The 1,186-nt window shown below is 42.8% G+C and carries 3 protein-coding genes; all 3 read left to right on the forward strand.

Going from position 1 to position 1,186, the window contains the following annotated elements; genetic code table 11:
- A partial coding sequence (locus R7Q47_RS25455; protein WP_318058538.1) for a spore coat protein U domain-containing protein occupies nucleotides 1-217 on the forward strand: 217 nt, incomplete at its 5' end.
- A gap of 39 nt (nucleotides 218-256) precedes the next feature.
- Nucleotides 257-754, forward strand: a complete 498-nt coding sequence (locus tag R7Q47_RS25460; RefSeq protein ID WP_031831698.1) for a spore coat U domain-containing protein — start codon at nucleotides 257-259, stop codon at nucleotides 752-754.
- Nucleotides 755-775: 21 nt separating this feature from the next.
- On the forward strand, nucleotides 776-1,186 hold a 411-nt coding region (locus tag R7Q47_RS25465), incomplete at its 3' end, for a molecular chaperone (protein WP_318090140.1).

A 1,186-nucleotide genomic window follows, 5' to 3' on the forward strand; every position in this document is an offset into this window, starting at 1 on the left:
TGGCTCCTACGCGATGTCGAATGGTTCCGAGTATATCGAATATAAGTTGTTTACCGATTCAGACAGAAATACCCAAATCGTGCAAAATGGAACGGTGGCGCTTACTGAGTTTACGACCGCAACGGCTCAGACCATTGAGCTTTTTGCGAAAGCTTACGGTACGAGCAGCACTGCGGGATCGTACTCAGATACAATCAGTGTGACATTAAGCTGGTAAACCGTGACGCTGGTTGTTAGAGGCTTTTCACTTGTCGTGATGAGTTGGTGTTCTTCAACTGTACTGGCTGATGTGACAGAAACCTTTCAAGTATCAGCAACAGTAGACACAGGCTGTTTGATTAATGGCGCAGTACAAGAAGAGAGCGCAACGCAAGCTGGACAAATAGGAACGTTGGATTTTGGTGAACATTCTTCTGTTTATGCAGCGGAAGTACAAGGCAGTGTCACATACAGCTCATCACTTACATTAAGTTGTACTCCGGGTATTGCGATGAATGTTTCTCTAAACGGTGGGCTGAATTCGTCGGATGGCGTGCGCAAGTTAAAGCATAGCGAAGAGGTCACGACGGTAGACTACTTTTTGTTTCAGGATCTGGATTACACACAAGTGCTTGATATCGATACACGATATTCCGTCGATACCAATCAAGACCCAGATAATATTCAGTTTCCTATCTGGGCAAAGGCAATAATAAATGGGAATGAAATAGCCGGAATTTATATGGATACGCTTACGCTGACCTTGGAGTGGTAAGTGATGTTTCGGAGGGATGAAATGGAATTCATACTCAAAAAATCATTATTAATAGCGACCTTCCTTTTTGTTTTTATCTCCAATGCTAACGCCAATTCATTATTAATTTGGCCGATCTACCCCAAAATAACAGCGGAGACGAATGCGACATACCTTTGGATGGTGAATAAAGGCAACGTTGATTCTTACTTACAAGTGAGGATTTTTAAATGGGGACAAAATGAAGGTGAAGATAACTATTCTAATCAAAATCAACTGATTGCCACGCCACCATTTGTCAAAATTGAACCTGGTGAAAAACAGCTGATTCGCATCCTCAATCAAGATGAAGCCAAAGCAGGTAAAGGGTACGCTTACCGAGTGATCATCGAGGAACTGCCTCCAACTCACGACCCTCTAACCGATTCGATGGAAAATGAACTCGCTGTTAAA

The sequence above is a fragment of the Vibrio sp. Vb0349 genome (genome assembly GCF_033338975.1).

Excerpts from the sequence above, each read along its gene's own strand:
- R7Q47_RS25460 (WP_031831698.1), top strand. The coding sequence starts at position 257 with ATGAGTTGGTGTTCTTCAACTGTACTGGCTGATGTGACAGAAACCTTT.